The organism is Gordonia sp. (in: high G+C Gram-positive bacteria), assembly GCF_049647785.1.
GTDB lineage: Bacteria > Actinomycetota > Actinomycetes > Mycobacteriales > Mycobacteriaceae > Gordonia.
Map to the genome: position 1 here is coordinate 48809 of NZ_JBARYI010000028.1, position 26249 is coordinate 75057.

The following is a 26249-nucleotide window of genomic DNA, read 5'->3' on the forward strand; positions in this document are numbered from 1 at the left end:
AGGCTCTCCGATCACCGTCGCGGCACCACAACCGCGACGCTCGATCGAAGAGTACAAAGCACCTCTGACAAGTCCGACCATCGCTCATTCGGACAGGGCGTCAAACCAATTTCGCGTAGCTAATTCGCGAAGTTCACAATCGATTCGTTGAGCGGCAACTGATCGGTCCGGGTCTGCGGGGTGGTCGAGTGATGTGCGAAGTAGTCGCCGGTCAGGAAGTCGTCGGCGACACGGATGGCGGCGGGGTCGACGTAACCGGCGTAGTCGAAGGTATCGAACACGTATGGCAGGCCGTCGCTTCCCGCGAGGTCGGGGCCGTTCATCAACTGGAAGTGCAGGTGCGGCGCGTTGGAGTTACCGGTGTTGCCGAGTTTGGCGATCACCTGCCCCTTCTTAACCTTGTCGCCAGCCTTCACCTGCAGCGATCCCTTTTGCAGGTGGGCGTACATCGCCCAAGTCCCATTACCGAGGTCCAGGATGATGTGGTTGCCGTCGACATTCTCGATCGTCAGCTTCGCCGCGAGCACGGGGTCTGACGCGGGTAAGACGCCGGGAGCGTTGGCGTCCATGTCGTCGAGTGTCGACGACACCGTGCCGTCAGCGACGGCGTAGATGTTCTCACCGTACGACAGGTAGCTGTCGTTGTTGTTCTTGTCGCCGTCGTAGAAGCGACCCTGATCGTCGGTCCGCATCCAGTCGATCGCGAACCGCTGACTGTTCGACAGTGCGCCACTGAGCGGAGCCAGCGACGTGACGTGCGGGAAATCGGTGCCGCAGCAGCCGTTCTGGGCCAGCCAGTTGGTACCGCGCAGCGGCGGCGAGATCACCCGCGCGGTACCGGCGGCCACCTCTTTCGGAGCCACCGTGTACGTCACGTCAACCGGCGCACCGGGCCCCGGGTTCGCCGAGGCCTTAGCCGAAATTCGGTGCAGAACCGTCTGCGGCACGTCGCTCACCTGGTCGACGGCAAAGTCGACCAGGAATGCCCGAGATTGTCCGGGCGGAATCACCGCGTCGGGGGCGGGCGTCGACGGCAGTACGCGGAGTCGATTGCACTCGCCGGTTTCGCACTTCGGATCCGACAATGCCGGCCCACTGTAGGAGGCGAGGACAGCCGACGGCTTGCTAGCGTCCACCACCTCAACCTTCGTCAGCGTGGCGGGCGCGAGGCCCGCGTTGGTCAATTGCAGTGCGTACGCCACATGGGCACGACCGTCGCTGCCAACAAACGGGAAGGTCGGCGACCCCAGGTTCTCGACCGTCACCGCGGTGAACCCGGAGGTTACGTTGGCGGGCAGTCCGTAGGTGGAGTTGTCCCCCGCCGAGTTGTCACCCGACGAGTCGTCACTGCTCGAGCAGCCAGCGACCGTGAGCGCCAATGCCGCCGCGACCGCGACGGTCGCGAACAGAGTTCGATGCCTGTTGATTCTCATGCCTCGATGCTTCCGGACCCCGCCGGTGAAAGGAATAGACCCAGGCCCATGGTGTCGGTCGGTCCCGGCGACGCACAGTGTCCTCAAATGAGTACAGTTCCGCCACGCCGACTCACGACCGCGACCGATGCAGGCGACTTACGATGGCCCCATGAGCGGATCGAATTGATGGGCCCCGCATCGGCCTCGCGAACAGCGCATATGCGCTCGCTCGACCGCGCGCTCCTGATGCTCGGCGGTTCCGCAGCGGGCCTGGGTGCCCTGCAACTGGCGCTTACTCTCCCCGATTCGGGGTCACTGTGGTGGGTGCATCTCGTCATCATCGGCACGTTCGCGTGTTTCATCGTCGCGGGTCTACTCGCCTGGCAGCGGCGCCCCGGAAACCCGATGGGCATGATCGTCACCGTCGGCGGCTTCGCCGTCCTCGCCGGCACTCTCGGCAACACCGGCATCCCCGCTCTGGTGGCTGTCGGCTCGGTCACCGCCACGCTCGTGCTGGCGGTCACGGTCCACCTCTTACTGGCGTTTCCATCGGGTCGGCTCCCCGATCGAGCCTCGCGGGTCGTCGTCGTTGCAGCGTATGTGGTGTCGCTGGTTTTGGAAGCACCCCGATACCTGTTCGACGACCCTGCCGCGTCGATCGGCACGTGGCTCCAGCGTGTGGCAGGTGCTGTCGTCGTCGTGGCCTCCGCGGTGATTCTGGCGCGACGCGTCGCCCGCGCCCGCAGCGCTCACCGGCGGGTGCTGATCCCGCTGTTTGTGTACGGGATGCTCGCCTTACTGTCCGTTCCGCTGCGACCGGTGCTGTTGGAGCCACTGTTCGGGCCGGTCACCGCGGCGGTCGTACAGTTTGTGGTGATCGCCGGGGTGCCGCTGACCTTTGTGTTGGCCATGCTGCGGGGCGGCTTCGCTCGCGAAGGCGAACTCGAGGAGCTCGCCACCCAACTCGGTGACGGCGAACCGCGTAGGCCGTCCGAACTTCTGGCGCGGGCGCTCGGCGACAACTCAATCCAGGTCCTCTACTGGATCCCCGAGCAAGCCCAGTGGGTCGACGAGACCGGCGTCGTCGTCGATCTGCCCGACGATCGCGCCCACATCGAGATCACCCTGGCCGACGAACTCATCGGGGTCATCGTCTACGACTCGTACCTGATCGCCGACCCGGAACCGGTTCGCGCCGCCGGCCGCGTGCTGGCCCTCGCCTTGGAACGACGACGGCTGTCGGCGCAGTTGCTCGCCCAGCGCGATGCGCTCATCACCTCGCGGGCCCGCCTCGTGACGGCCGGTGACCAGGAACGACGCCGCGTCGCCCGCGCCCTGCACGATGGCCTTCAGGTGCGGATGGTCCTGCTGGCGTTGGAGGCGCAGCGCATCGCCTCCGACGCCACCGGCAGCACCCCCATCGACCGTGACCGCGTGGTTGCCCTGCGCCGCGAGCTCGACGAAACCGCGGGTGAGCTGCGCGCCTTCGTCCACGAATTGATGCCGCCAGCGCTGCTGGAGCGCGGTCTGTGCGCGGCCGCCGAGGATCTGGTGGATCGGATGCCGGTGCCGACCGCGCTGCACACCGAGATCGTCGACGGCTCACTGTCGGCCGACATCGAGAGCACCGCATACTTCCTCATCGCCGAGGGGCTCACCAACGCTCTCAAGCACGCGCAGGCGCAGCGGATGTCGGTGCGGATTGGTCGGGTTGCCGAGCGGGTGGTGGTCGAAGTTCACGACGACGGCGTCGGCGGTGCCGCCACCCGTCCCGGGCACGGCCTCCACGGTCTGGCCGACCGAGTCCACGCCCTCGGTGGGATTCTCCAGGTCCACAGCACCGCTGCCGACGGCACCCGTCTGCGCGCCGAATTGCCTTGTCGCACACACCAACCGGAGGCGCTGTGACCAGCGTTGTGATCGGCGAAGACGACCTTCTCCTGCGCCAAGGTCTGGAGTCGGTGCTCACTCGCGGCGGTTTCACCGTTGTCGCATCGGTGGGTTCGGCCGATGAATTGATCGCCGCCGTCGACGCCCGCCCACCCGATCTCGTCGTGACCGACATCCGCATGCCGCCCAACCACGCCGACGACGGCCTCGTGGCCGCCGCGCGCATTCGGGCGAAGTACCCGGACGTGGCGGTGGTGGTGTTGTCGCAGTACGTGCAACGCCGCTACGCCACCGAACTGCTGGCCGATCAGTCGGAGCGGGTCGGCTACCTGCTGAAGCAGCGGATCTCCGACCTCGACGACTTCCTCGGATCCCTGCACACGGTGGTCGACGGCGGCACCGCGATTGACCCGGAGGTCGTTGAGGTGATGGTGAACCGTGCCCGACTCGTCGACGGGCAACTGGCCCGTCTAACTCCGCGACAGATCGAGGTCCTCGCCTTGATCGCCGAGGGTCGCAGCAACGCGTCGATCGCCGCGCGTCTGGTGGTTTCCGAGAAGGCGGTGGTTCAGCACACGTCGCACATCTACGACGCGCTGGGCATTCCGGTCGATGCGAACGACCACCGTCGGGTGCTGGCGGTGGTGCGGTACTTGGCGCAGTAGCGGGTTCGCCCGAAAGCGACTTGGGTCTATGGCTGAACGGTGCCGTCGCGAAGAGACTGGGGTCACAGCGGCGTCGACGCCAGCGATCAAGGTGTCGGCGACGGTTCGGCTTTCCGAAAGGACTCAGTGATGAGCAGTAGCGCAGTCGTGTCTCGGAGCCGCGAGGCGTTGTTCAATTCCGATTTCCTCGACCGGTTTGGTCGGTGGCCGGTCGGCTTCATCGCGGCGGGCGGAGCGGAAATCGGTGACGTGGTCGCGGTGGCCGAGGCTGTCGACGACGGCGACGAGTCTGCGTTCTACGACGCCTTCGTCGCCTCGGGTGACGCCAAAGCAGCGGACGCCCGAGCGCTCCTGTCCAAGGGGCGTCGGCACAGTGCTCGGGACCGTTTCCTACGTGCCAGCTGCATGTATGGGGCGGCCTATCACCCGATCTACGGGGCACCCACCGACCCGCGACTGCTCGCGGCGTTCGACACGCAGATGTCGATGTTCCACGAGGCGATGCAATTGGGCGAGACTCCCGTCAGCGCGGTGAGCATTCCGTTCGAGGGCCACGACATGCCTGCCTACCTGGTTCCGGCGACGCATCGGTCTACCGAAGTACGACCGCTGCTGATCGTGAACAACGGCTACGACGCGACCATCACCGACATCTACTTCGCCATGGGCGTGGCCGCGCTGAACCGCGGCTATCACGTGCTGATGTTCGACGGTCCGGGACAGGGCGAGATGCTCTACCGTCACGGGATTCCGCTGCGCCCCGACTGGGAGACCGTCATCTCGGCGGTCATCGACTATGCCGAGACGATCAACATCGTCGACGCTGATCGGATTGCCCTGAGCGGCTGGAGTTTGGGCGGCTACTTTGCGCCGCGCGCGGCGTCGGGCGAGCCCCGTCTCGCGGCCTGCATCGCGGACCCCGGCCAGTGGGACATCTCCGAATCAGTCGGCTCCTTTCTCGCCGCCTTCGGTGTGAGCGATCAAGTGCCTCCTGCCGAGCTCGACGACGCTGTTCTCAACCAGATCATGCGGCACGTCCTCGACAGCAGGATCATGCGTTGGCAGATTGTCCAACGCGGGTTTTGGGCTAACGGCGTCAGCGACCTGCGCTCCTACTTTCAGTCGCTGTCGGAGTTCACGATCAAGGATCGCGTCGGCGAAATCACCTGCCCCACTCTGCTGACGTCGGCCGAGAACGATCCCCTCGCCCAAACCACACGCGAGTTCTTCGACGCCCTGACTTGCCCGAAGGAGTTGCTCACGTTCACCGCGGCACTGGACGGTGCTGGCGATCACTGCGAGATGGGCAATCGGTCGCTGCTCAATCAGCGGGTGCTGGATTGGCTCGATGAAACGCTCGCGGTGCAGTGAAGCTGTTTCAGGGCGTTAAGCCCCCGGTGACGCAGCTACTGAGCTCGGTCGATCCACCGAGTCCCCGCCGGTTCTACGGCGGATGTCCCCGAAGTCGCTTCAGCGACAACCACTTCCACTTGTTCAAGGCTCGTCGACGCCAGCAGCAGCGACACGTCAGCGCTGTACTCGGCGTCCAGCACTTCGATGCCGCGCGACCGTAGTTCGGATTCCACCCGACCGGCCTCGGCATGCGGCAAACTCACCCGCGACAGCATCCGTTCCTCGCGCCGCACCACCGGTGCCGATGCCAGGGCCAACGTCACCGCGTCGCTGTAGGCGCGCACCAGCCCGCCGGCACCGAGGAGCGTGCCGCCGAACCAGCGGACCACCACCGCGCACACATCGCTGAGTTCAGCGCCGCGCAGCACTTCCAACATTGGTGCGCCAGCGGTTCCCGACGGTTCCCCGTCGTCGTTGCTTCGCGTGACCTCACCTCGCGCACCCAGAACGAATGCCGTGCAGTGATGGCGGGCATCGCGAAACTCGCTTCGCAGGTCGGCGATCATTTCGCGCGCCTCGTCCTCGGTGTCGACACGACGGACGACGGCCAAGAACTTCGACCGCTTCACCTCAAGCATTTCCCGGGTTTCGACGTCGCGCTTCAACGTGAGGTAGGTGGCGGGTTCGCCGGGCATCAAGGCCTCCCCTTCTCACTGCTGTCGTTGGCGACGGAAATTGTCGTACCTCCATGATTGCCTGTCCTGTAATCGCGATGGCGATTGCGTGCCGAACCGCAACGGTAAGAACCCGGGAGGCGCTCGTACTCAGAGGAAGGCCGGACATGTTCGCTCGCGCAACCATTCTCGCCGGTGACCCCAACTCCCCCGTCATTCTGCACGTTCCGGTCGGCCCGCCGACGCTGTCCGCAAGCTCAGACCTTCCGGCCCACACTTCCACTGCGGGCGATCTGATTGTCGCCTCGGCCCGTCGTCACGCGACCGTGCGACCGCACGCCATCATCAATCGTTCCCCGCGCGACGACGCCGATGCGCCTCCACCCGACGCCAGCCGCAACCACACCCACCTCTGCGACCGACATGCGCTCGCACCCTCAGAATTCTTCGACGCGGTGGACCCGTACGCCCAACTCGTCAGCGACATCGTCAACGAACGCCTGTCGGCCACGGGTTCGGCGGTGCTGATCGACATTCGGCTCGTCGAAGACGGTCACCTCACGATCAGCGCCACTTCCGCCGCTTCGGATGTCTTTGGGCAGCATCCATGCGTCCAGCGCGTTGCGGTGTCCGTGCCCGGGGACGTCAACTCCGATGAGGCTGGTGAAGAGATTGTGGCCTTCCTCAATTCGACGACGTCTACCGATCGACCAGTGCTGACCAACTCCATCGCAAATCGCGCACCGTGAACGATCTACGTGTCGAGGTAGCCGCCGTACGCGTAGTGCATGAACACATGCAGATTTTCTGACTCGCGAAAGATGTAGCCGCGGGACTCAAGCTCCGAGAACAACTCGGCTTTACGATCCGCATAAAGGACGAGGCGTTCACCGTCGCCCTACCGACCAAAGAGCCTGCCGATGTTGAAGCCGCCCGAATCTGAATCCGAATCTTCGTCATCGCGGGCGGGATCGCTCAGTGCCGGCAACACCGAAGCGGGGACCAAGCCATGCTTCCTCATGTAGTCCAGCAGGGACGAGATCAGGTCGCGGCCCGCCGCGAGTCGTTCCAGGGTCGGCGACTTCGGGTCGCTGAACGGACTCAGACGATTGATCTGCGCTGAGAGTTCACTTTCGGCAATCATCACTCGCTCCCAAAGACCGGCGTCGAACGGTTCGCCCACACTCTTCAAGGAGTGTGCGATCGCGACCTGGATTGCGATGCTTGTGGGGTCCAGGACAACAGTATTGACTCCCGGTTTCGCAGTTGCTGCGGCGGCAGTGACCATTCCTCCCGTCCCTGCCAGTCCGCCAGCGATCGCCAAACCCCCCACCATTCCGCCCGGGCCGAACGCAGCGAGGCCACTCGTGATCGCGGCCGCACCGACGGTACCCGCGGCACCAGCCAGCACCAGACCAACGGGTGCCGCAGCGAGGAGCGCTACTCCAGCAGCAGCCATCGCCCAACGCGACTTGGTGCCAAGCGTCCGGCGTCGATCTTCCAAATGCGCATCGACGGATCGGACCGCATCTTGGACCTTCGATGCGATCCCGCTTGAGTAACCGAGTTGCCTCATCACCGACGAAATGGCGTCGATCGATGCCTCACCGGTATCAATCTCGTATGGGGCAACCGCATTCGAGTACGCGAGAACTACCACGTGCCTGATCGCGTCAGATAGATCCCATACACGAGGCAACGTCGGCAGACGTCCGTCGACCAATGTTTGCAGTTCAGGCGGCAACTGGCCTAGGTCGGATTGAGCCGTCAGCTCGGCGATATACAGATCCCGCACGACGCTCAACGCGTCGTCGAATCGCTCACGGGTGTCGACCTGCTTTTTCGGAATGTGGTCACCAACCGCATTAGCAAATTCGAGCGTCACCAATACCGTCACCTCGGCATCGGTTAAGCGGCGGACCACATCACCGCTTGCCGGAACTATCGCGGTCCCAGGGTTCACGACGGTGTCGATCAACGATGCCACCGCCCTGTTCTCCAGGTACTTGCTCGAGTCGTGGGTCTGCGCGCCCTTCAGCCAAAAGTCCTGTGCGCCGGGAAACAGCGACGCAAGTCCTCGGCCAGCAGTGACCCCGTCGAGCGGATCAAGGAAATTCGACCAATCGTCGACCCTCGAATACGGGAATCGCTTGAGGATCCGATTGCTATTCCGGTGAAGAACCGGACTGCCCGCAGGGCTACCAATCGTGATGAACCGGCGAACACGCATCGTTGTCGGCAGGTGGTCGAGAAGGTCGATGGCGACGACGCTGCCAAGACTGTGCCCGATCAGGACAATCTGATCGGTGTCTGGCAGGCGATCGAGAATTCGTTGCAGGACCGCACCACGAAGGCCTTCATCATCAAGGTAATTCTTGACTTGAGCGAGGACCTCGAGCGGAGCTGCCTCGATCAACGGCTCCTGGAGGCCATTCACCACCGAGTCAGACAGCTTGCCGAGGCCGAAAGAGCGGACGTCCTCCAGGTCGCGAATCTTGAGCTCGACCTGCCCCTGCCGCCGCTCGAATGCGCGCCGCGCATCCCGATCATTCTTCTCCGTGTAAGTCACCGCGGGATGCGTCGACTTCAGTGATGGGACTCGGAGCAGTGAACTGTAGCGAGGAGCGACGACATTCGCTTCGTCGACAGTCTTGGCACCGATAGCCGCCAGACCCCGGTTCAAGCCTTCGAACCACGTCATTTCGGGGTCGCCGTTGCCGACCCCGTGGAGGTACACAATATGCACGTCAAATCCTCAATTCCGACACATCTGATCTACTGCGTGAATGCTGATGGCCGCCCCTGGCAGTTTCGGCAGACAGGTAGCAGTACGTTGTTGCGAGGTTGTCGGGCTTAGAGTTCCCAGACGTGATCCGGATCGCCGAGCGCCGCGCGAATCTGACCAAGATCGCCGAGATCGGCGAGCGGCGACTTCTTCGCCACATCAACCACAGCGTTTACAACTTCAGTGACCATTCGTGGATCACCGGAATCCAGCGCCCGGTCCATGCGCTCGAAGAGCCCCTCGAACACTTCGCGACGCTCCGCGAAAGCACTGTCGAAATATGCCTTCAGCACCGACTCTGCAGCCTTGATCCTGGAGACTTCCATGTGCTCAATCGCACGGATCTGAGTACGCTTCGTCTTCTCGACCTCGTGAATCTCGGCAACCTCGCGGGCCGCGTCAACAATCGAGGTCAGCGCCTCAAACCCTTGCAACGCGCTCGGCGCTTGATCCTTGGCCACGCCAATGATCTTCCCAGTCAAGCTATGGTCCGGCTCTAGGCTCATGAGTTGTCCTCCACGACTACTTGCTCTTGTGATTCAGCTTGTTTCGGTAATTCGACGAAGCTTCGGTACCGCAAGACGACTGCTTGCCCAACACCGCTGACAGCGCCGTCGTCATCGACTACCTTGACTGCGGCCAACTCGGCGACGGCCTTCGTCATCGCCATCGCCTGTTGAAAACGCTCAGTGTGGAGCGTTGGCTCAAAATCTTCAGATTCGAGTACGTCGAGTCGATCGACGGCACGAGCAGTCACGCTGGTGAGGGTGTCACTGAGTTCTTTTGAACGTTCCTCGATGACGCCAAGTTCTGTGTCGAAGGCATCCAATTCCGCAATAGCGATGGCTACCTTAGCTTCGACCTCGGTGGCAGCAGTGTCCGCCTTCGTGCCCTGGCCTTTGATGACGAGACCGGTTACCAAGAGCGCGGGTCCGGCCACCACTGCGTTCAGAGCCACCGCGCCCGCAGCCATCCCGCCGCCACCCGACGCCAGCGACCCGCCCCCAAGCCAGGCCATCGTTGCATTCGATGCGGCTGCGCCAGACAGCGAGGATATTGAGGTACCGGTACTCGCTGTAGCCAAGGCACCCACTGCAGAGGTGGTCATCGAGCCAGTGGTCGCGCCAACAGTCGCGGCACCGATGATCCCGCGCGCCCACGACGTGAGATCAGCATCGACTCCGGTTGTCGTCGCTAGTTGGTTGGTGCTCGCCGAAGTAAGTCCGTCCAGCAGAATCCGCTCGGCATCACGAACCTTGTGCTGGTTTTTGACCAGGAAGTCGCGCATACGGACCACGACGTCTTGGAATGCCTGTTCCTGCTGCGATCCAAGCTTGCCCAACCGGCGATTGGCGTCGTCGATGCGCTCGTCCGAGTCGGCTCTGCGGATCGCGTACTCCTGGTTCGCCGCTGAGATGCGCGAATTCGCTCGCTTGATCTCGACCGCACCCCTGCCTCCGAGCACGGCCCCACCACTGCCGGTCACCACGCCGACGCCTACAGCGACCAATGGAATCAATGGCAGCACCATCGAGTTCTCCTTTCAAGGACGACGACCGTCGTTGGACATCCGTGGTAGCAGCCTGACTTGGTTCCGGACGTTGCATGACAAAACTCAGGGACCACACAGAGCGTCCATCTACTTCGGCACAACAACCTCTACCTTTGGCACGGGTCGGCCCATCCCAACAGCCATTGCGTCGTCCAAACCAAGATCTATGAGTGCAATAGTGCCGTACGGGTGTGACAACGCCGCGGGATCGATCGTTCGAACGACAGGCCGATCGGCGAGCTACAACGCAACGCGACGGATACCTTCATCGCCCGTAACCGCAATCCCGAGGCCAGACCGCACTATCTGCGGTGGTCACTTCTGGCCGGGCTCGTCGTCGTCGGCACTGTCGGCGCACTGCTCCCCGACTCCGCGTTGCAAACTGTCGACACCGCTACCAGCCCCAGCAGCACCCGAGCACACACCACGCCAGGTCCCGCCAGTAGGCCGGCTTCTAGCACCCCCGCGGCCGCGCCTCTCCAACCTCCTCCAATGAACGCCGAAGACCAACGTGCGTCAACGAAGAATCGTTCCTCGCAACCGTCCGCATGCACGGCATCTCAACAGAGTCCGGTCGCGCGGGGGGTACTGCGCCCCGGCTACCAAATCTGCCACTACCTCCGCAATGGCCACACGACCACCGAAACGGTTCTCCAAATAGTGTCCAAGACCTCGACGTGGACGCTCGAAGCAGCCGGAGCCGTTGTGGGTGCCGCGACTGGAACCCTCTGCGAAGACCAATGGATCGAGTAGGTCCCAGCATTCGCGCTGATGCCGCGATTACGTCTATCTAGACGACACCCGAAACGGCCCGAATTGCGAGCCCCGCTAGTACGTTGACTTCAACGAATCCACTTCTGGCGGAGCACTTCTCGCAAATTTCGGACTGTCCGCCTCAACGCAGTGCGCCGTGGTAGCCGCGGCTCACATTCTCAGCTACCGGCCATCTCCACCGCCCCGCCGCAGACGCCGCCACTGCGACGCACAGCCCGCGCACCTCGTTCACGGTGGGCGCCAACTCGTACGCATGCTGGTGACAGCACTCGCTGAGCCGATTCCACGCATAGACCAGATCCACGCCCGGGCCTTCAGCATCGAGGGATTTGAGGACAGATGATTTGGAACGCATCGTGCCCTCGGGACACGCGGCCCCGAGTTCCGCGCAACGATCGTCGATCAGAATCTCCGCGGCCTGTCTGGCGACGAACGCTGCAAGCCGCGCCGAATTGCCGGACGCCACCGTTGACTGCCCGGAGCGCAGTCCATCAGCATGCGCCAGGAGAACCAGAGCTGCGGAGTTCACGACTGATCCAAAATATCGTCGACGGTCTTCCGCAGATCGGATACTGACGCCTTGTCGAGAATCTGACCGTTGTGCACTCCTGCTGTGCAGACCGCGATTGTCGGCTGACGATATTGGCGGTGATGCACCCAGCCGGAAATCGTCCGAGCCGGGTCGCCGTGGACCGCAAGCGCTACCCGCGAGCCTGTCTTGCGTGCTTCCAACCAGACGGCTTCAGCACGTGCGGCACTGACCCCGTCTTTCGCCGAGTCCCGGAAGTAGCGTTGCCGTGCCGCAGACTCCACCGCGAAACGGAACAATCCTGGTGCTGCTTTGGCCTTCACGACGTCACTGACGTTGTCATCCACGATGAGCGCGAATGCGTCGTCAACGTATCGATGCGCGGGCGATTCAGCAGGTTTAGCGATCACTCTTGAGCCTGGCTCGCGGGTGACTTCCACCAGATCGGCCTCCACCGACAGCCGGCGGATCGCGGCTGGTAGGCGGTCGTCGTGCGAGAAGACGATGACCTGTCGGGTCTTGCCCAATTCCTGCAGCACTGACAGGAAGCCGTCGATCTTTGCTGGGTCCATGGCCTGGATCGGATCGTCCAGGACGATGAAGCCAAACGGGCTCGACGCTACGGTGGCGCGGGGAATGAACAGGGCCAGGGCCAAAGCGTGCAGTTCCCCTTGGCTCATCACCGAGAGGATGCCGGTGTCCTCGCCTTCCACCGATCCTTGGACGCTGACGTAACGCAGCTTCGACGTCCCCGCTCCCTCCAAGGTGATGCTGCCCAGGTCGACGCCACTCTCTTGACGCAGCTGCGCCCAGATCTCGCGGGCCTTGGAAGCAACCGGCTCCAGCCGTCGAGCACGAAGGACCTCCCCCTGCTCCTTCAGCCACAACTTCGCTGCATCCAGAACGTCGAGGCGGCTTTGCTTTGTACGAGCAGCCTGCTCTGCCTGGATCCAGGCAGCTACCTCAACAGCAACCGGTGCCCACTCGTCCTCAAGTTCATTCGCGTGTTGTTCTGCCTGTTCAGCAACCGCGGCACTTGTGGTGAGGGCAGTTGGCATCGTCGTTTCGAGATGTGCAGCCCACTCTGCGCTGTTCGTCGGTAGAGCTTGAGCGCTCGCAACCGCCGACGCATGGGCGGAGCATCCGTCCAATTCGACGTCGATATCGAACGGCCGTAGGCGCGCAACAAGCTCTGATGCCGAACGCTTGGCGTTAGTGAGTCGCGTCAGCGCTTGCCTGTGCTCGACGAGCTTCGCCTCCGATTCCGCCATTGCCTCCTCGACGCGCTCACCCCAGTCCTTCGCAAGCGGAGCCTCACAGACAGGGCAGTCGTCATCTCCTGTTGCAGCGACATAGGCTCGCGCCGACCGCAGCAACTCGGTGCGGTCGGCCAGCAACTGCAACACCGCGTCCGCACCATCGGCGACGGCTCCGTGTGCGGCGTTGAGTTCCGCAGTGCACGTGACAACGTCGTCGAGGGTCACCTGTTCAGTTGCGGCGTACTCCCGCAACGATTGAATGAGACTTGTCTGGGGTGACGCACTTCCAGTGATAACGCCAGCAATTAGGTCAAGGTCAAAGGGCCGTTGCTTGATCTCGGCGTGCACGGTCCTCGCACGACCGTCGTCACAGGCCGCGATCGTCTTCTTCAATTGACGCCACATGGCGTCAGCTGTTTTGCGTTCTTCACCCGCTGCTTTTAGTGCTGCGGCGATGTACTTCTCAGCGTTGCCGATCTCGTCGAGGCCCAGGATTTTGTTGAGCGCGTCGTAGAGGGCGGCGCGCCCGTCTTCGAAGAGGCCGCCGAGCTCGTCGTAACTCAGGATGGGCCGGTAGGTCTCGGCCGGCCGAGCCCATCCCAGCGCTTCGAGAGTGGTCCGTTCTCCACCGTCGCGTTTGACCCAGCTTTCGGCCTGATCGACGTCAGTAACCTCAGCCTTCCACTTGACGCCGACCTGCAGCGAAAATGCCTCGTCGGGTGACGTGTCGGACTGTCCGGCAAACGTGAGGCCGATCGTGGCCGGATGGCCGGCGTGTTTGTTGCGCCAGGACTCTTTCCAGTGGGCGGCTTTGCCTGTCCACCGGTAGCTTTTGCCGGTGACCGCGTACTCGAACGCCTCCGCGAAGCTGGATTTGCCCGACCCGTTGCGCCCGCTGACCACAGTGACACCGGGCCGCGGATTCACCGTCAGCGTCGACTTCGGTCCGATACCGCGGAAACCTTCGACGGAAATCGATTTGAGGTAGGCCTTCAGTGGCTCGGAATCGGCTTCGCCGCCCTCGGGACGTTGTTGCACGGACTCCTCGTCACCAAGCTGTGCGGCGAGTTCCGCATCGCCCTTCATCGCTGCGGCGACGACGTACGCGACCTCATCGGGAGTCTGCGTTTGATCAAAGAGGTCCCACACCTCTTCCTCGGTTGTCCGCGCACCACTCGCCTGACTCAAAGTTGTCTCCCCTCAGTCCAATTCACTTGCTGCACCACATTGTCATGTGACACTGACAGTTTTGGCCGCTGTTCAATTTTGTCGCCACAGTCTGCAGCTGTCGCCAATTCGCTGAGGGGAAGCTGTCATCTAGACGAACGAAACTTGTGCAGATGCCGGACCCACTACCCGTACAGGGGTTGACGTCGATCGAGTTCGGGGCAACATTAATCGAGCCCCATCGTCGCTGCGGACTGAACCAAATTCGTCGTCAGTTCAGCGCCCGTCACGCCCATCGCGGAAGGTCTTCATGTCGAGTCTCGCTTGGTTGGATACATCCCCCGAGGACGAGCGCCGCATGCGAGAGATTGTGAAGCTTTTCTCGGACACCGGGACGCTCGATGATCTCGGCATCGGCCAGGTCCGCGACGCCCTCGGAGACCTTCTGTTCCCTGGGACCTCGACCGTGCATGCCCGGGCCAGGTATTTTCTCTTGGTTCCCTGGGCATTCCAGAAGGCGGCGGCCAAGCACATCGGCACCTCGGTGCGCACCAAAGCGAATCTCATAGAGCGCTCGACGATCGAAACACTTCGCAATCCGGTTCCGGAAGCGGGGATGATCGGGGCCCAGGCTGGCAAGGCTATCCAGACATTGCCATCGAGTTTGTACTGGGCCGCACTTGGGCGATACGGGATTCTCGCAGATCCAAAGGCACTCACATGGAATGTACCAATCCCGGCGCCCGCCGGATTTCCGTACACAATCGACGAAGGGTTGTCGCTGACTTCGACTGAAGCCGAGTGGCTCAAGGAACGAATCGTCATGGCTGTACCTGATTCGTACTTGGCATACCTTCTGACCGACGGACTCCTCGCAGATCCCTACGAGTTTGACGCCCCGTGGGACCATCCGACCCTGGTGACAGCCCCCAGAAAGTTCCAGGATCAAATCGAGCATGCCCGCTTGTTCTCGCTCGCCATCAACGGTGCGGCGCTGATTTATAACCAACTGATTGCCACAAAATACGACGCACTACCAGACAGCGAAGATGGCTACTCCGACTTCTATTCCGAACGCATCGAGGCATGGGTCACCGAGATGGAGGCACCCAGGAACGAGAAAGCGTTTGAAAACTGGGACCGGCATGCGTTCTGGCAGACGGTTGCCAAGGGACGAACTCTCGGGCGCCCTGTCGCACCCGGCACCCGTTTATTCATTAATAACTGGATCGATATTGTCCAGGCCAACGGGGCGCGAGCTGTCGCGACCGACAACCAGGTGCGGCGCGCCATCACAGATCGCGAACGGCAGAACAAGGGGTCTCAGTCCCGACTACAAAACGAACGGCAGCTCAAGAACTGGGGCGGTTCGTCCGGCTCGAACAGGTTGATCTATCGCTGGCCCAACGTCCAAGTTCTTCTTGCCGATATCCGAGAGGGAATCGCTGATGCTACCGCCGGATAGTAGAACCACGCTGCTGAAACAGCTTGCACCCGAACCCGGCTCCGCGATCGAGTATTTGCTCGGAACCACGTTCACTCTCGACCTAGAAAGTGCACTGCTCCCCTGTCTTGCCCTCGCAGGAAGTGCAAGTCCGGACGCAGCGGATGCCGTCGAGAAAGTTGCCGCTATAACGGCCAGCGTTCAGAACGTCGACATCTTTCACCAGGTCGGCAAAGTTTCGGTGCCGAAGGATCAGAGCCCACTGTTCTCCCTTCTTGAGAATTCAATCCACGGGATCCATAGGCCGCACGGTCTCTTCCATCCCAAAGTCTGGATCGGGCAGTACCTCACTGACGACGGCGAGCAGACCATACGACTCCTCATCTTGAGCCGAAACCTCACCAAGGACCGGTCCTGGGACGTCGCACTCTCCGTTGATGGTGTAGTCGGATCCCGACGGAATCCTATGAACGTCCCGCTCGTGAACCTGCTCGCCTATCTCGGCGACTCCAACAGCCTGCCGGAACGCACGAGCCAGCGAATCGCTAGCCTTCGTGACTTAATCCTGAAGGCCGATTGGGACTTGCCACCCGGAGCGATCGATCTCGGATTTCATGTCTACGGACTGCCTGGCCGCAAAGCACCCCAACCCGATTTCTCGGGATACAAACACCTCGTCGTGTCCCCCTTCCTTACGGATGACGGCTTCGACCGGCTAACTAACGACGCGCGCGGACCGGTTTACGTCGTCTCGCGCCAAGAATCTCTTGATGGACTGAGCACGGAGAACGCCGACTGGATCGACGAGGCGTTCGTACTGTCACCTGATGCAGGGATTTCGAGTGAGGACGAGGACGCTTCGAGCAATTCGATCCTCAGCGGGCTCCACGCGAAGTTTTACGCGGTAGAGCGCAGCAAACGGAGCCATCTATTCGTCGGATCCGCGAACGCGACTGGTGCCGCATTCACCAGCAACGTCGAAATCTTGGCCGAACTTACTGGACAAACCAAGACCTTCGGTGTTGACGCATTTCTCGGGAAGGAAGGACTCGCATCGATCATCGCGGGTACAGACATCAACTCCGGGAAGACTGACCACGATGAAGTCCAGGCGAGGCTAGACAACTATGTCCGCGTTGTCGCTGGAATCCCGTTGACTGCCACGCTCATGGCCAGCGACGAGACCGCAATGCTTGCCGTCACCAGCGATGGACCCGTTCCGACCTTTGACGAGAACGTAAAGCTGTCACTGGCACTGCTAACCGATCAGGCGGCACGGCATGAAGTTGCCTGCGGAGCTCCGGTTCGGGTCGAGTTCCGCGACCTGAAGCTAAGCAACGTCACGGCTTTCCTCGTTCTCTCTGTCGAAATTGCTGACGGCACGACGGCCAAGACTGTGCTGAAAGCTGAACTCCTAGGAGACGATCCCCGACGCTACGACTCGATCGTTACTGCCCAGCTCGATTCACCCGAGGCCTTCCGTCGACTCCTCGCCCTGATCCTGGCATTCGGCGTCTCTCCCAGCTCAGATGACGGCGCCGGCGGCGAACCGCTCGGGGGCCAAGGCACGTCCTGGAAACAGTTCGACCAAGGCCTTTTCGAACTCGTCATGCGATCGTCTGTGAGTAATACGGACGGCCTCCGCCACTTGTCTGGGGTCGTGTCGTCAATCATTGCCAAGGGCGATCCAAACAGTGTTCTGCCAGAAGGGTTTTCAGAGCTTTGGGCAGCGGTCTCAGCAGCCACACAACTGGAAGGCGTCGAAGCGTGACCGACCAAAGGTTCTCCGCCGAGCCTTACCTAAACGGCCTCCGTGAGTTTCAGCGCCGCACCGTCGACAAGGTGGTCGACGTCTTCTACCGGAGTCGGTCCGGAACCAGGTATTTGGTTGCCGATGAAACCGGGCTAGGCAAGAGTCTGATCGCCCGAGGTGTCATCGCCTCTGCGGTCGAGGAACTCCAGGACGATGACAGCGTCGGACGAATCGACGTCGTCTACATCTGTTCAAACGCCGACGTTGCCCGCCAGAACATCAAACGCCTCAATGTGCTCGGCACTCCGGTCGAAATGTCGACGAGGTTGAGCCTTCTCGCGGTATCGAGTCATCAGTTGAAGACCCCGGTGACCAACGTTGGCAAACCGGTGAATCTGATTACCCTGACACCCGCAACATCGTTCCCGGACCGAGGATGGCGGACAGGATCGGCAGAGGAGCGCGCCCTTCTGTTTGTGATCCTTCGCGACCATATGGGGCTGAACATGAGACGGTCTGAGGAAACCGCCGCCCTTCGAATCCTGAAAGGTGGCATCGCCACGAAGGAACGGTTCCAGGACCGCATCGCGATGTTTGAGTCGCGATGGCGAGACGGTTCCGACGGAGGAGGCTACCTCGCCGAGGTTGTTGTCGAAAAATTCCGGGAACTTGCCAGGCAACATGAGCATGGGCAGCAATCAGTCCTGGAAGCATTCACCTCATTGATGGACCAAACTATCGGCAAACGAAGCATCCCTGGCGGTGACTCCGCAGCCGCCAATGTCGTGATTGGCCTTCGCAAGACGCTGGCAAGGGCTGGTGTGGAAGCGCTCGAGCCCGATCTGATTATTCTCGACGAGTTTCAGCGTTTCACCGACCTTATCGGCGGTGATCGACCCGTGAGTGAGCTAGCTCAGGAACTCTTTGGTTACGAAGGTGCTCGAGTTCTCCTGTTGTCCGCAACACCGTACAAACCATTCGACCTGGATGGGACGATCGATGGCAACCAAAGCGGGTCGGGCTCTCATCGCGATCAGTTCGAAGACACCTTGAGATTCCTTTCCGGCCCCGCGACTGGCTCGTCGTCCGACGACCGTGTCGCAGAGATCGCGCGGCTGCTCAATGAATTCCGCCAGTCCGTGACGTCGGAAGCCGATCCGCATGAGATCCGGGATGAGCTTCGCGAACGTCTCCTGTCGATCATGTGCCGGACTGAGCGCCCCTCCAATGTGACCGACTCCATGGTGCGCAAGGTGCACGTTCCCGCAGCTGCGGTGTCGATCAAGGACGTCGAGCAGTTCATCAAACTCACTGAGTTAGCACGGCTCGTCGACAGCTCGTTGCCGATGGATGTATGGAAGTCGGTCCCCGAACTGGTCCACTTCATGGATGCCTATCAAATTGGAAGGCGGACCCGAGACCATCGTGGTGATCCTGAAATTGCGGCAAAGCTCAAGGATCTGCAGAAGCTGGATCTGCAGGCACTAAAGCGGTTCGAGGAACTACCAAATGTGAATCCGCGACTCCGTGCACTCATCGACGAAACCACCGGCCATGGTTGGCAGGAACTGCTGTGGGTTCCACCATCGCTTCCCTACTTCACGCCCGCAGGCGCCTATTCGACCGTCGATGCACAAGCGATGACGAAGAAGCTCATCTTCTCTGAGTGGTCAGCGACGCCGACGGCCGTCGCCTCGTTACTGAGTTACGAAGCGCGGCGGCGCATCGCTCGCAAGGCTGGTCTCGGACACGAGTCGACTAACTGGCGCCTGCCCCTGAAGCGGGGCGATCTCTCCTCGATGATGAACTTCATCCCGTTCCTACCAATGCCGCAGATCGCGGATCAGACTGATCCGTTGCATGCCGCGAAGGTGACCGCAAGTCCCGCCGACCCCGGCTCAGCGGTGCAGATCGTTGCGGCATCCCTTCGCGCGAAGCTACCCAAGAATGCAGTTGAGTCACGGAGTCCAGAGTTCGCCGATCTTGTGTGGCGGTGGCCCCTCGCACTTGAAGGTGCCGGCTTCAAGGAATTTACAGGCAGTTCCACGGGCGAGTTCGACGCAGCTAAGTCAATGGGAGCAGACCGTCGGAAGGGGACATCTCCCGGCGTGGACACGGTCAGCGACTCCGACTCTGCGTCGGCAATCAGCGGCTACCTCGAAGCGGCTGTCGAGGCCAGCAGCGCGGTACCTCTCGACTTGGATCAACTTCCTCCTGCGCTGGCAGAGCGAGTCGCCAATCTGGCGATGCATTCGCCGGCCAACTGTGCTTGGCGATCATTAGGGCGTCTGGACGTCTCGACGGACGCGGTGTCCCGCGCTGGGAAATGGAGGGCTGCCGCTGTCCTGGCATCGGGGCTGCGGACGCTCTTCAGCCGTCCGGAGACCGGCATGATTCTCGACGGCCTGTATCCCGACAGCAGACCCTACTGGGAGAAGGTGCTTCAATACTGCGCTGACGGCAACCTTCAGGCCATGCTCGACGAGTACATCTTTCACCTGACTGCTGTCGAAGGCGACGCCATTGTCGACGACGAGTCCTTAATTGCCGTTGCGACCGAAGCTGCGCAAGCGATGCGCCTTCGTGAGGCGACCTACGAGGGTAAGGATCCAATGGACGGGAGCTCCATACCGTTCCCCTGCCGATTCGCACTTCGTTACGGCGATGCAAAGGTCGAGGAGGGATCGCTTCGTTCGTCTGAGGTTCGTGAAGCATTCAACTCCCCATTTGCCCCGTTCGTCCTCGTCACCACGAGCGTGGGCCAGGAGGGAATCGACTTCCACCCGTGGTGCCACAACCTAGTTCACTGGAATATCCCTGCGAGCCCGGTCGACTATGAGCAGCGTGAAGGCCGAGTCAACCGTTTCCGTGGTCACGCAGTTCGACGCAACATCGCACATACGCACGGCAGCACGATGCTCGGGGCAGCGAATCCCTGGCTGGCCGCATACAGCCTCGCGAAGGCGGACGCCCCCTACCAGGACGCATTGCCGGGTCTCGCTCCCGACTGGGTATACCCGGGACCACACCAAGTGATCCGGGAACTGATGCCATACCAGCTCAGTACAGATGAGGCGCGGATCGACCGCGTCCAAAAAAGAGTCGCGTACTACCGCCTCGCATTCGGTCAGGCCCGCCAGGAGGACCTGATCTCAGTCGTCAGCGCCGCGGGCGTTACCGACGACGAGGCAGAGCGATGGCGGGTCGACCTGGCGCCTGGATAAGTGAAGCCTAACGACGCTCGGGCACGTGCGGTGAACATTTAAGCTCCATGACCTGACGGATTATCGGGCTTCACCACTCGACGAGCCCAGGCATCCTTTCACAACCTTGACCCAATTTGCTCTAGTTTTGACAATTCTGACCCAAAACAATCGCAAAATCACCCGTTCGAAGGAATGGCCGAATACCCGCATTCAAGAATGTCAGTACCCCCGGCTAGCATCACGAATCTAAACAATTTGGCTATCACCAAAGATCAAGAATGGGGCACCAGTGGACGACGTCCAGGCAGCACTGAAGACGTGGCGCGACGGTCTCGTCGGACTGACGCGTACGAGTCAATTGATTGGCTTTAAACCACGAAAGACGTCGACGCTTCGAATCGACAGCCCAAGCCCCGACCATCTACTGGAAGCACTCCGTACGGGCACAGACCAGCGCCTCGTCGGAGACCTCGAGCCCGACGCTACCGACGGCACTAAGAAGCGCCCTTCCAATGCACACTTCCACTGTGCACGGCCCGACAGCGAGGTCGGCACAGTCGCTCGTTCGCTCATGCGCCGTGCGAGCTCCGACTACCTCGAACGTGGCGTATCCATCCTCTACATGTCGTTCGGACTGCTCGAATGGAAAGACATCGACGACAAGGACATGGTGTCGCCAATTCTGCTGCAACCGGTCGAATTGCACTCGCAAGGACCTAAGGCCACACCAACCATCGCGGAAGGTGACGACGGTGCCGTAATCAACCCCGCGCTCCTGCTGCGCCTCAAGGAATTCGGCATCGAACTTCCAGAAGCCGAGGACTTGGATAGCGAGAGCGTCACCGACGTCCTCGATCTTGTACGGACGAAGCTCGAGACCGCGGATGATGCCATCAGCCAATGGACGATGACAGACGATACCTATCTTGGAACCTTTTCATTCATGAAGGAGGCCATGTTTAGGGACCTCCAAGATAACGAAGCCGCGGTCCTTGCAAGTCCCCTGGTGCGAGCCCTCGCAACGTCGAACCCCAAAAAGCAGACGGCGGCATTTCGGTTCAACGCCATCCCCTCAGCCCAGATCGATGACCATTTTTCACCCGAGGTGACTCCGCTCGTCCTTGACGCCGACTCCTCTCAGCGTGCCGCGATCGCGGCCGCGCTGGCGGGGAAGTCCTTCGTCCTGGACGGGCCTCCGGGGACAGGCAAATCACAGACGATCGCAAACATGATCGGCTCTCTGGTTCACGCCAACAAGAGCGTCCTGTTTGTGTCCGAGAAGATTGCAGCGCTCGACGTGGTTCGTAACCGGCTGGCTGACGCAGGTCTAGCAAGCTACCTCCTCGAACTCCACTCGCATAAGGCCAGTCGCAAGGAGGTCGCCGTCGAGCTGATGAACACGTTAGACAACACTGTGCGGCCACCTCACGGAATGACACGCGGCGAGCGAAATCGGATCCGGCAACGCCGTGAGCAACTCAATGCCTACGCGGCAGCAATGAATGAGGTTCGGAAGCCGCTCAGCTTGGCGCTGCACGATGTGATTGGTAAGCACGACTTGCTATCAGATTCGCCAGCTGTCCCCGCCCCAGCGACCGAGCCACTCACGTTGAGCCAAGAGGACCTATTTGTAGTGGAGGAGACGCTAAGTCAGCTCGGCCGAGCTTGGCGTCCAGCGGTTCAGGGCGATTCGTTCACTTGGCGCGACGTCATCGTCGAACACCCGCTTGAGACCCAACTGGCGAGGGCGCTCGATGACCTCAGTGTCCTGCAGTCAGCGACATCCGTTAATGAAGCCCTAATGCGAGCCTTCAATTTGTCGCGGCCATCGGATGCACGGATGCTAGACGAGATCATCGGGCTTGCCACCCAGGCTGTCGGCGGTGAAACTTCGATGGGATGGTTGTCCGTACGGGACACCGAACCCATCAACACCTCGTTGAATACGCTGCGCCAGTTGGTCAGCGCCCGACGCAAATCCATCTCGACAGTCGAAGCTCTGATCGGCGGACAGTCGTGGACTTCAATTCCACAACAGGATCAAATTCCGCCGGAACCTAACCCGCTCCAGCTGACGCCAGCGGCGGTCCCGTTGCATACGCTGTCGACAAGACTCCTGACTCGCACCGCCAATACATTTGACAGCGACGCCGTCATGCTCGAAGACCATCGTCAGGCGCTGCAGGCAATCGCCAGCGAACTTGGACTGCCCACTGACATTAAGTTCTCGAGCCTTCCGCAAATGAGGGCGCTCCTCAACCTCAAATCGCGAGCGGTTCGGCTTGAGTCGACATGGTTCACTCCATGCGGACTCGAAGCTGCGCGTGCTGCAGCGCGACGGCTCAGCGCAAGGACGATAGAGCTTCGAACTGCCGAAGCCGCAGCGGCAAGCATGTTCACACCATCATCACTCGATCAGCCTTTGGCCGAGTTACAAGACCGGTTCCAGAACCTCCATCGCGGTTTGCGCAAACTCTCCGGAGCCTACCGGACCGACAAGCGCGCGCTCGCTGAAGTCTTGGTCGATGCTTCGCAGGTCAAGGTTGGAATCTCACGCCTCGACGATGCACTTCGGTGGAACCAAACGAGGACAGCATTCACGGTAGAAGCTGCAGAATCTAGTCATGCCCTCGGCCAGTACTGGGACGGCGCGAATACCGACTATCAGGCTCTTGATGTCGCGCTCAAAACTGTCGACGAGATCCTCCGTTACACCGGCGCAGACGTGCATCCGCGAACAGTCCAGTACTTCACCGGCGCAGGTTCGAGCGAGCCATATTCTAGCGTTCTCGGCCAGGCAGAAGCCGCCTTCGAAGCGTGGCGACGCACCCTCGCTGACCTCCCCACGCCGGCAGGGCGCCCTGCCCTCTATTTGGGCCTCGTCGAGGATGCAAGGACCTGGTTGTCGGCGAACGCCGAGGTCATGCGCGCTGCCGCAGCTCGAACAAGCGCAATCGAGGCTGCCCTCAGCGGAGACTGGACCCTGGGCAGCATCGCTGAGCTTTATGACGCACTCGGGCGTGCGCACGAGCACGATCAAGCGGTTTCCCAAAGTAAGCCGAAGCTCAGTCCGCACCTCGGGGCCTACTTCCGCGCCGAGGACACTCCGTTCGACGAAGCTCAGGACGCAATCGACTGGGTCGATCGATTTCGTGAGTTCACCGGGACGCCCCTGACCTCGGAACAGATTGAATCAGTGGCAAGTGCACAGCCAGCCGATAACTTGATCATTGCAATCGAGAACTGGGAACGCTCGAGTCAACGCATTATCACCTCGTTCGACGAGACAAGACAAGGCGAGATCGCCAGCGAACTCGACCATTACGAGCTGGGTCCGGAACTCCTTGAGGACTTAAAAGGCGATACCCGGGGGCAACTTGAGTGGTTCCAGTACGCGGCCGCTATGACAACCTTGAACAAGTTCGGCCTCGTCCCCGTCGTTCAATACTGCGCGAGCCAACGCTACGACGAGACAGTCATGCAAGGCGCAATCATGCGTTCGCTGTACGGAGCATGGATCGATTGGGTCTTCCGCGAGGACGACCGCCTGAATCCTAAACTAGCCAAAGACCGTACCGCTCTCGTTGAAGAGTATCGCGCCCTTGACCGCGACCTGACCACCGCCGCGACATCAGAAATCATCGAGTCTGCAAACGCCCGCCGAGCGACAAATAGCTCGTTCGGCGAACCCGGCATAATCCGTCGCGAAGGCGCGAAGCAGAAGAAACACAAGTCGGTGCGCGAACTGATGAATCTCACTCAAACAGTCACCCCGAGCATCAAACCAGTCTTCATGATGTCGCCTCTCGCTGTATCGCAGTTCCTGCCGCCAACTATGAAGTTCGATGTCGTCATCTTCGATGAGGCCTCTCAGGTGACACCGGGGGACGCCATCAACTGCGTATACCGCGGTGATGCCCTGATCCTCGCTGGCGACGACAAGCAGTTGCCGCCCACCTCCTTCTTCGCGCGTACAACCGACGACGAGGAAGACCCTGACACCGACGTCGCGGACTTCCAGTCGATCCTCGAGTTAGCCAAAGCATCGGGGGCACTCCAGAGCATCAGCCTCAATTGGCACTACCGATCACGTCATGAAGACTTGATTGCATTTTCGAACTACAAGTTCTACAGCGGCAAACTCATAACGTTCCCCTCTGCGCGCGCACAAGGATCCGACGTCGGAGTGGAGTTCTTCCACGCGGGCGGTACGTATCAGCGCGGTGGAGGTGCAATCAACCCGGTCGAAGCGCAGAAAGTCGCGCAAAGGGTCATCGATCACTACTCGACTCGACCTGACCTTAGCCTCGGCGTGGTGACATTCTCCGTGGCCCAAGCGGATGCGGTACAAAGGGCAATCGACGACGCCCGCACAGAGCGGCGCGATCTCGATGTCTACTTCGATACGGACGACCGACTCGATGGCTTTTTCATTCGCGCGTTGGAACAAGTACAGGGAGACGAGCGCGACGTCATTATCTTCTCGGTCGGGTACGGCCCAGATGAAGCTGGCAAGATCTCAACAAACTTCGGCGCATTGAACAGGGACAAAGGCTGGCGGCGACTGAACGTTGGCATCACCCGTGCCCGCCAGCGCGTCGAAGTCGTTGCATCGATGCACGCCCACGACATTCCTCCATCAACGAATGAAAATGTGGAGTACCTCCGTGCGTATCTCGACTACGCGGAGCGCGGACAGAAGATCCTCGCGGTCCCCTACTCCTCGACTGGCCTCGATGCTGAATCTCCGTTCGAGGAGTCGGTAATTGCGGCGATCCGAGGTTGGGGGTATGTCGTCGAACCGCAGGTCGGTGCGGCTGGCTATCGGATTGACATCGGAGTACGTCATCCATCGCGACCTGGAGCCTTCGTCTTGGGCGTGGAGTGCGACGGATTCCAATACCACTCAGCGCAGTCCGCACGCGACCGTGACCGGCTTCGCGACCAGGTCCTCACAGGCCTCGGATGGACCATGCATCGAATCTGGGGCACCGCCTGGTACCGAGATAAGCAGACCGAAGAGGCACGGCTGATCAACGCAATCGAGACTGCGATCAGAGAGCCAGAGAGTGCAGAACCGAAACAATTGCCGACGGTCGTGCGCGCAGAAGTTGAGACCGTAGAGACAATGGTTGTCGACATCCCTTCTTGGGTCATCGACTACTCGGCAGCGCCGGCGCAGAGTCTCCACTGGCGCGTTGAAGTCGGCGCTGCAGGTAGTCACCGTGACTTGATTGAGCCGTTAACGACACTGGTCACGCACGAGTCTCCTGTCCACATTAGTGTCATTGAGGAGCGGATCCGAGACTGGTGGTCGATTGGCCGAATCGGTCCGAAGATTCGACGAAACCTCGACTTGGCGTTGGAAGCGTCTGAGCTCATTGCGGACGGCGACTTCTACATTGCCCACGATTCGGAAGCTGTATCCGTACGTGGACCTGGCGAGTTTTCGAGGAAGGCAGAACATGTGCATGTCAGTGAAATCAGCCAGGCTATCACTCTCCTAGTCCGCGACGTGGGCTCACTTCCGCGACCAGAATTGATCACCGCGGTGAGGCAGATTTTCGGATGGAACAGATCCGGCGTCGTCGTCACCCGCAGGATCGAGGAAGCGCTCAAGTCACTCGTCTCAGCTGGAACAGCGATTGAGCAAGGCGGAGTTATCAGCGAGGCACAATCCGAGAAGCTAGCCAGCGCCACTTAACTCAGTTCCCACTCGCCAGTCTGCGGGATTATCAAAATTTCTTGTGCCCGAAATTCGGCACCCATTCTCGGTACCAGAC

General features: G+C 61.1%; 16 protein-coding genes. 9 read left to right on the plus strand and 7 right to left on the minus strand.

All coding sequences use genetic code 11. The features are described 5' to 3' along the window. Positions 1-119 precede the first annotated feature (119 nt). Positions 120-1433, minus strand: a complete 1314-nt coding sequence (locus WBA38_RS03790) for a M23 family metallopeptidase (RefSeq protein WP_424322076.1) — start codon at positions 1431-1433, stop codon at positions 120-122. 87 nt (positions 1434-1520) lie between these two features. Between WBA38_RS03790 and WBA38_RS03795 the strand changes: the two genes are divergently transcribed. The 3 genes from WBA38_RS03795 (at position 1521) to WBA38_RS03805 (ending at position 5341) form a co-directional block, all read left to right on the plus strand. Next, positions 1521-3323, plus strand: a complete 1803-nt coding sequence (locus WBA38_RS03795; protein WP_424322077.1) for a sensor histidine kinase — start codon at positions 1521-1523, stop codon at positions 3321-3323. Beyond that, positions 3320-3970, plus strand: coding sequence for a response regulator transcription factor (locus WBA38_RS03800; RefSeq protein ID WP_424322078.1), 651 nt, complete (start codon positions 3320-3322; stop codon positions 3968-3970). Before WBA38_RS03795 ends, WBA38_RS03800 begins: the two co-directional genes overlap by 4 nt. 129 nt (positions 3971-4099) lie before the next feature. Beyond that, positions 4100-5341 (plus strand): alpha/beta hydrolase family protein, encoded by a 1242-nt coding sequence (locus WBA38_RS03805; protein ID WP_424322079.1) that lies wholly within the window; start codon positions 4100-4102, stop codon positions 5339-5341. Positions 5342-5376: 35 nt separating this feature from the next. On the opposite strand, the gene WBA38_RS03810 is transcribed toward WBA38_RS03805, so the two are convergent. After that, positions 5377-6018, minus strand: coding sequence for a YigZ family protein (locus tag WBA38_RS03810; protein WP_424322080.1), 642 nt, complete (start codon positions 6016-6018; stop codon positions 5377-5379). 146 nt (positions 6019-6164) lie between these two features. Here WBA38_RS03810 and WBA38_RS03815 point away from each other — a divergent pair, with 146 nt between their 5' ends. Then, complete coding sequence (locus tag WBA38_RS03815; protein WP_424322081.1) at positions 6165-6746, plus strand: hypothetical protein; 582 nt, start codon at positions 6165-6167, stop codon at positions 6744-6746. Positions 6747-6895: 149 nt separating this feature from the next. On the opposite strand, the gene WBA38_RS03820 is transcribed toward WBA38_RS03815, so the two are convergent. From WBA38_RS03820 to WBA38_RS03830, 3 genes are all read right to left on the minus strand, one after another. Beyond that, positions 6896-8743, minus strand: coding sequence for a hypothetical protein (locus WBA38_RS03820; RefSeq protein WP_424322082.1), 1848 nt, complete (start codon positions 8741-8743; stop codon positions 6896-6898). A gap of 107 nt (positions 8744-8850) precedes the next feature. Next, positions 8851-9288 (minus strand): hypothetical protein, encoded by a 438-nt coding sequence (locus tag WBA38_RS03825; RefSeq protein ID WP_424322083.1) that lies wholly within the window; start codon positions 9286-9288, stop codon positions 8851-8853. Beyond that, positions 9285-10313, minus strand: coding sequence for a hypothetical protein (locus tag WBA38_RS03830; protein WP_424322084.1), 1029 nt, complete (start codon positions 10311-10313; stop codon positions 9285-9287). Before WBA38_RS03830 ends, WBA38_RS03825 begins: the two co-directional genes overlap by 4 nt. Positions 10314-10826: 513 nt before the next feature. Here WBA38_RS03830 and WBA38_RS03835 point away from each other — a divergent pair. After that, on the plus strand, positions 10827-11087 hold the full coding sequence (locus WBA38_RS03835; protein WP_424322085.1) for a DUF732 domain-containing protein: 261 nt from the start codon (positions 10827-10829) through the stop codon (positions 11085-11087). A gap of 142 nt (positions 11088-11229) precedes the next feature. On the opposite strand, the gene WBA38_RS03840 is transcribed toward WBA38_RS03835, so the two are convergent. Both WBA38_RS03840 and WBA38_RS03845 read right to left on the minus strand, forming a co-directional pair. Further along, positions 11230-11637: a hypothetical protein gene (locus WBA38_RS03840; protein ID WP_424322086.1), complete on the minus strand. Its 408-nt coding sequence runs from the start codon at positions 11635-11637 to the stop codon at positions 11230-11232. Beyond that, positions 11634-14084, minus strand: coding sequence for an AAA family ATPase (locus tag WBA38_RS03845; protein ID WP_424322087.1), 2451 nt, complete (start codon positions 14082-14084; stop codon positions 11634-11636). The genes WBA38_RS03840 and WBA38_RS03845 overlap by 4 nt, the downstream gene beginning before the upstream one ends. 289 nt (positions 14085-14373) lie before the next feature. On the opposite strand from WBA38_RS03845, the gene WBA38_RS03850 reads away from it, so the two are divergent. From WBA38_RS03850 to WBA38_RS03865, 4 genes are all read left to right on the plus strand, one after another. After that, positions 14374-15528 carry a DUF6361 family protein gene (locus tag WBA38_RS03850; RefSeq protein ID WP_424322088.1) on the plus strand — a complete coding sequence of 385 codons (1155 nt, stop codon included), beginning with the start codon at positions 14374-14376 and terminating at the stop codon, positions 15526-15528. Further along, on the plus strand, positions 15512-17278 hold the full coding sequence (locus WBA38_RS03855) for a phospholipase D family protein (protein WP_424322089.1): 1767 nt from the start codon (positions 15512-15514) through the stop codon (positions 17276-17278). Before WBA38_RS03850 ends, WBA38_RS03855 begins: the two co-directional genes overlap by 17 nt. After that, the gene (locus WBA38_RS03860) at positions 17275-20484 is read left to right on the plus strand and encodes a C-terminal helicase domain-containing protein (protein WP_424322090.1); all 3210 of its coding nucleotides are present in this window, start codon (positions 17275-17277) and stop codon (positions 20482-20484) included. Before WBA38_RS03855 ends, WBA38_RS03860 begins: the two co-directional genes overlap by 4 nt. A 271-nt stretch (positions 20485-20755) precedes the next feature. Beyond that, positions 20756-26170: a DUF4011 domain-containing protein gene (locus WBA38_RS03865; protein WP_424322091.1), complete on the plus strand. Its 5415-nt coding sequence runs from the start codon at positions 20756-20758 to the stop codon at positions 26168-26170. Positions 26171-26249 lie beyond the last annotated feature (79 nt).